This window comes from Jiella soli, from assembly GCF_020615385.1.
Lineage (GTDB): Bacteria > Pseudomonadota > Alphaproteobacteria > Rhizobiales > Rhizobiaceae > VKMB-3413.
In genome coordinates this window covers 37,361-42,175 of the sequence record NZ_JAJAVB010000040.1, presented here as the reverse complement: position 1 = coordinate 42,175, position 4,815 = coordinate 37,361, and the positions used below count along the sequence as shown (strand labels likewise).

Here is a 4,815-nt window from a genome sequence, read left to right as displayed (position 1 = left end):
ATCTCGCAGGCCTCGTTGCCGGCAGAGCCGAGCCAGCTGCCGTCGTCGAAGGTGGTCCGGCGATACCATTGTCCGTCCCAGGCCGTCGCTTCGATCGCCGCAAGAACGGATGCCGCATGGGCGCGCCAGCGGGAAGCCCGGTCCGGGTCCCGGGTCTCCGCGAGGGGCGCGAACAGGTCGACGGTGGCGATCAGCAGCCAGCCGAGCCAGACGCTTTCGCCGCGGCCGGCTTCGCCGACCCGGTTCATGCCGTCGTTCCAGTCGCCGGTGCCGATCAACGGCAGGCCGTTCGCGCCGGTGAGGGTCAGGCACTGGTCGAGGCCGCGCGCTGAGTGTTCGTGGAGCGAGGCGGAGGCGATGACGATGGCCGACAAGATCGTCGTCATGCGCGGCGGCCATGTCGTGCAGATTGGCACGCCGCTCGACCTCTACGACAGGCCGGCCAACGTCTTCGTGGCGGGGTTCATCGGCTCGCCGGCGATGAATCTTCTCACGGGAAGCGTCCACCCTTCGGGAACCGCCTTCGTCTCACAGGTGGGCGCAAGGATCGCTTTTCCGGCTCCGGTCGGCGTCGGTGCGGGCCGGGACGTCGTCCTCGGCCTGAGGCCGGAGGACATCGCGATCGCCGAGAGCGGCCTCGACGCTAGGGTGCGGATCGTCGAGCCGACTGGTGCCGAACTCCAGGTGATCCTGGACTTTCAAGGCGAGACACTGACCGCGGTGCTGCACGGCCGACCTGATATCAGGGAAGGGGAGACGATCAAGATCGCCTTGCCGCACGAGACGCTGCACCTTTTCGACAAGCAATCCGGCGACCGTCTCGCCGCCACCCGCTGACCCGATACGGCACCGCTTGGCGGCGATCGCGCGGCGCAGCTTCAGCCGCCCGTGTGCTCCGGGGCGAGTTCCACGGCATAGCGGATCGCGGCCACGAGGCTGTCGGCGCGGGCGATGCCCTGTCCGGCGATGTCGAAGCCATGCCGTGATCGACCGAGGTGCGGATGATCCCGCCGTTCAGCCCGAACGTGACATTGACCCCCTCGTCGAAGAACATCGCCTTCGCCGGAGCGTGGCCCTGATCGTGGTCGCAGGCGACGACGACGTCGAAATTCCCGCGCGAGGCGCGATAGAACAGCGTGTCGGCCGGAAAGGGGCGCTGGCGTCGATGCCCTCCTGGCGCGCCCGCGCGATATGCCGGGGGCGAGTTTCTCTTCCTCTTCGCCCTCTCCGAACAGCCCGTTCTCGCCGGCATGAGGATTGATGCCGCAGACGGCGATCCGCGGGCGCTTCTGCCGGCGCGCTCCAGCTTATCGTGGACAAGGCGAGTGACCTGATAGCTCCGCTCAGGATTGATCCGGCGGATGGCCTCGATCAGGCCGATATGGGTGGTCAGGTGGATGACCTTCATCTTCGGCGTCGCCAGCATCATCGAGTAGTTTTGCGTCCCGGTCAGTCCGCCAGGATCTCCGTGTGACCGGGAAACACGTAGCCCCCGGCGTGCAGCGCTTCCTTGTTCAACGGCGCGGTGACGATGGCGTCAATCTGCCCGGCCTTGGCCATGTCGACCGCCGCTTCGATGAAATGATAGGCCGCCGCGCCGGCCCGGCCGTCGATTGCTCCGAAGGGGAGGGTGCCAACACCAAGGCCGGGAACCGCGCAGGCCACGGCGCCGTCGCCGGTCTCAGGGATCGGGTCGCCGGGCCTGAACGTCACGATCTCGAACCCGGCGTTCACGATGTCGCGCGCCCTCGCGAGGACTCCGGCGTCGCCGATGACGCAGGGGCGGGCGATGGACTGCACCTTCGGATCGACAAGCGCACGAGCGGTGATCTCGGGGCCGACGCCGCAGACGTCGCCCATGGTGATGCCGATTCTGGTCTTCATGGCTTGCTCCCGGTTCGGTTGGCAACACTCTGGCGACGGTTTTGGCGGCGGCCGAGGCCGGCTTGCTCGCTTGCCAGGGCGAGATCGCGCCAGGATTGCCCGTTTCTCGGATCGCCGACGGTCGGATGGCCGGTGTGGAACTCGTGACAACGTCCGGCGGCTTCGGCGCGCCCGATCTTTTCACTCAACTGTGCAGCCGAGGCAGGTCGTCACCGTCGGAGGAGGGCTGAACTTCCTTCCTCTCATTCCCCTCTCCAATTCCGTTAAAATCCCTATCTCGGTGTCCCACGAAACCGGCAGAAAGACGCCTCTTCGCGCTCTCACATCTGGCGTACGTCTAAGTTTCCGGAGGCGAGTGCGGGTCACATGCATCGCACCTGCGAGGCGGTAATACCAGCGTGCGTGAAGGCTGACTCGCGGAGGATTCCCATCGTGATGGAAGTCTGAATCATTGGTGGCAAACGGAGGTTTGCCATGACGATACCGATCCCGCTTCGGACAGATTTCGACGGGCCGGCCCTCAGACGGCCCGCGAAGGCGACGAAGAACGCCGCCCAGGCTCGGCGCATTTTGGCGCTGGCTGAGATCTACGACGGCGGCTCGCGCAGCGACGCCGGCCGGCTCCGTGATGTGACGGTGCAGATCATCCGGAACTGGGTGGTGCGGTTCAACGCCCGCGGCCCGGACGGCTGATCAACGGCAAGGCGCCGGGCAACCGGCCGAAGCTGAACGACGCGCAGCGTCAGGCGCTGGTGGACGTGGTCGAGCGGGGACCGATCCCAGCGATCCACGGCGTGGTGCGATGGCGCCGCAAGGATCTTGTGCGCTGGATCTTCGAGGAGTTCCGCATCGAGATCGACGAGACGCTTGACAGCGCCCATCGCTTGTCGGACTGTCACCAAACTGGTCCGCTGGTCGGGCCAGAGAAACAGTTGCGGTCGCCATGTCGCTGACGAACTTCGTCTTGGAGAACGCCCCTGAACTGCGGGAGGCCATCCTACGCCGCAGCATCCGCGATGTTGTCGCCGCGAAGATCGCGGCATTGATCGCTTCGGGAATTCTCAAGGTCGGCGATGACCTGCCGAGCGAGCGCGATCTCGCCATGGCGCTCCAGGTCAGCCGGGAGACCGTGCGCGGTGGCATTCAGATCTTGGCCGCCAAGGGTCTCCTGGCCGTCGTCCACGGGGCGCGCACCAAAGTGGTGTCCGACGCTGTCGGACAGGATTTCATCGGCCTCCGTGAGGCCCGTCTGATCAACAGCTACGACATCGAGGACATTCACGCTTCGCGGTGGATGGTCGAGCGGCAGGTCGTGGGCGACGCGGCGCGGCGAATGGACGACGAAACCCTTGGGTTTCTTGCGGAGTCGCTGAAGGCTCAGCAAAAGGCGACCGATGACCCTGTCCGCTTCCTGATCATCGACCGCGAGTTTCACCTCACCGTCTATCGCTGCTGCGGCAATGCGGTCCTCGCCGACTTCGTCGCCGACCTATACGGCTACATGATGGAGCATCGCCGCAAAGCGGTGGCTGAGCCGGGTGCGATGGCAAACAGCTATGCCGACCACGAGGCTATCGTCGCGGCGCTCTCCCGCAGGGATGCCGAGGCGACCGTTGCGGCTTTCGAAGTCCATCTCGATCGCATCTACCGTACCACCATGACGATCCTCGCCGGCGCGGGGCGCGCCATGGCGAGAGAGCATCAGTCGACCGTTCGACGGGAGGATACCTCGGACGGGAACTGAGAGTGCCGAAGGTCCCCGGCCAGAGGGACCGCAAAGGGAGGATAGCATGCTCAAGCGCAATATGTTGAAGGCGATCGCGGTGATCGCGCTCGCAACGGGTGTCGGTCTTACGGGTGCCTTGCCGGCGGCCGCGCAGTCGAAGGAGATCGTCTATCTGACGCCGGGTCTTGACCTGCCGTTCTGGCGCTATCTGTCGAAGGGCGTCGAGTCAGTCGCGCAGAAGAACGGTTACGGCTTTCAGGCACTGGATTCGCGCAACAGCGCCCAGACCCAGCTGCAGAACGCTCAGGATGCCATCGCCCGAGGCGTAGCCGGGATCGTCATCTCGCCGACGGATTCATCCACTGCGCCGAGCGTCCTGCAACTGGCCGCATCCAAGAATATACCGGTGGTGATCGCCGACATCGGCACAAACGAGGGCGACTACGTCTCCTTCATCATCTCCGACAATTACGAGGGCGCAAAAGGTGTGGGCGAGGCGCTCGCCGCCGCGATGAAGGAGAAGGGCTGGCAGGACGCCTCGGTCGGCCTCGTCACTATCTCGCAGGCCCGCAAGAACGGCCAGGCTCGAACCAAGGGGTTCCGTGACGGACTGAAGGACGGCGGAGTGACAGGCAAGGAGGCGGGTCTGCAGCAGATGCAGTCCTACACCGCCGACGAGACCTTCAAATTTGTTCAGGACATGCTGACTGCCAATCCCGGCATGCGCGGTCTCTTCATCCAGACCGACCAGCCGGCGCTCGGCGCACTGAGGGCCATCAAGGCCGGCCGCCGCCAGGGCGAGGTGCTCGTTGCCGCTTTTGACGGCATTCCGGACTTCGTCGACCTTCTGAAGTCCGGCGACATCGTCGCGACCGGCATGCAGCAGCCATACCTCATGGGGCAGAAGTCGGCCGAGGCGCTGTTCGAGCATCTGAACGGCGGCACGCCCGAAAAGCAGATCACCGTGCCGATCCTGGTCGTGACATCGAAGAACATCGACGAGGTGCTGCCGACGGTGAAGGAGACGGTCTTCGCCAACGAGATGGAGTGAGAAGAGCGATGCGCGCCCAGCTGCAGAGACGCGGCCGGGCCGCCCGCCCGCGGGAAGAGGTTTCTCCGGCTCCTTCCCCCGTCGCACTCCGTCATCAGGATAGTCGAGATGACAGTTTCTTCGTTTCGCGGCTCGAGCTCGAGGACCGGCGCCG

General features: G+C 65.3%; 5 protein-coding genes and 2 pseudogenes. 5 read left to right on the top strand and 2 right to left on the bottom strand.

Features of this window, described 5'->3' with window-relative positions:
- Window positions 1-353: pseudogene (locus LH400_RS24105) on the bottom strand (GH36-type glycosyl hydrolase domain-containing protein); the annotation flags it as partial.
- A 10-nt stretch (window positions 354-363) separates the two neighbouring features.
- Here LH400_RS24105 and LH400_RS26190 point away from each other — a divergent pair.
- Window positions 364-837: a TOBE domain-containing protein gene (locus LH400_RS26190; protein ID WP_304502373.1), complete on the top strand. Its 474-nt coding sequence runs from the start codon at window positions 364-366 to the stop codon at window positions 835-837.
- On the opposite strand, the pseudogene LH400_RS26510 reads toward LH400_RS26190, so the two are convergent.
- A pseudogene (locus tag LH400_RS26510) lies at window positions 761-1,860 on the bottom strand (PdxA family dehydrogenase). The gene LH400_RS26190 and the pseudogene LH400_RS26510 sit on opposite strands and share 77 nt — an antisense overlap.
- A 498-nt stretch (window positions 1,861-2,358) precedes the next feature.
- Here LH400_RS26510 and LH400_RS24085 point away from each other — a divergent pair.
- The 4 genes from LH400_RS24085 to LH400_RS24070 are packed head-to-tail and all read left to right on the top strand — an operon-like array spanning window position 2,359 to window position 4,661.
- Window positions 2,359-2,577 (top strand): COG3415 family protein, encoded by a 219-nt coding sequence (locus LH400_RS24085; RefSeq protein WP_229156017.1) that lies wholly within the window; start codon window positions 2,359-2,361, stop codon window positions 2,575-2,577.
- A gap of 59 nt (window positions 2,578-2,636) precedes the next feature.
- The gene (locus LH400_RS24080) at window positions 2,637-2,837 is read left to right on the top strand and encodes a hypothetical protein (protein ID WP_229156016.1); all 201 of its coding nucleotides are present in this window, start codon (window positions 2,637-2,639) and stop codon (window positions 2,835-2,837) included.
- Window positions 2,828-3,628, top strand: a complete 801-nt coding sequence (locus LH400_RS24075; protein ID WP_229156015.1) for a FadR/GntR family transcriptional regulator — start codon at window positions 2,828-2,830, stop codon at window positions 3,626-3,628. Before LH400_RS24080 ends, LH400_RS24075 begins: the two co-directional genes overlap by 10 nt.
- Window positions 3,629-3,674: 46 nt before the next feature.
- The gene (locus tag LH400_RS24070; protein WP_229156014.1) at window positions 3,675-4,661 is read left to right on the top strand and encodes a substrate-binding domain-containing protein; all 987 of its coding nucleotides are present in this window, start codon (window positions 3,675-3,677) and stop codon (window positions 4,659-4,661) included.
- Window positions 4,662-4,815: the final 154 nt, after the last annotated feature.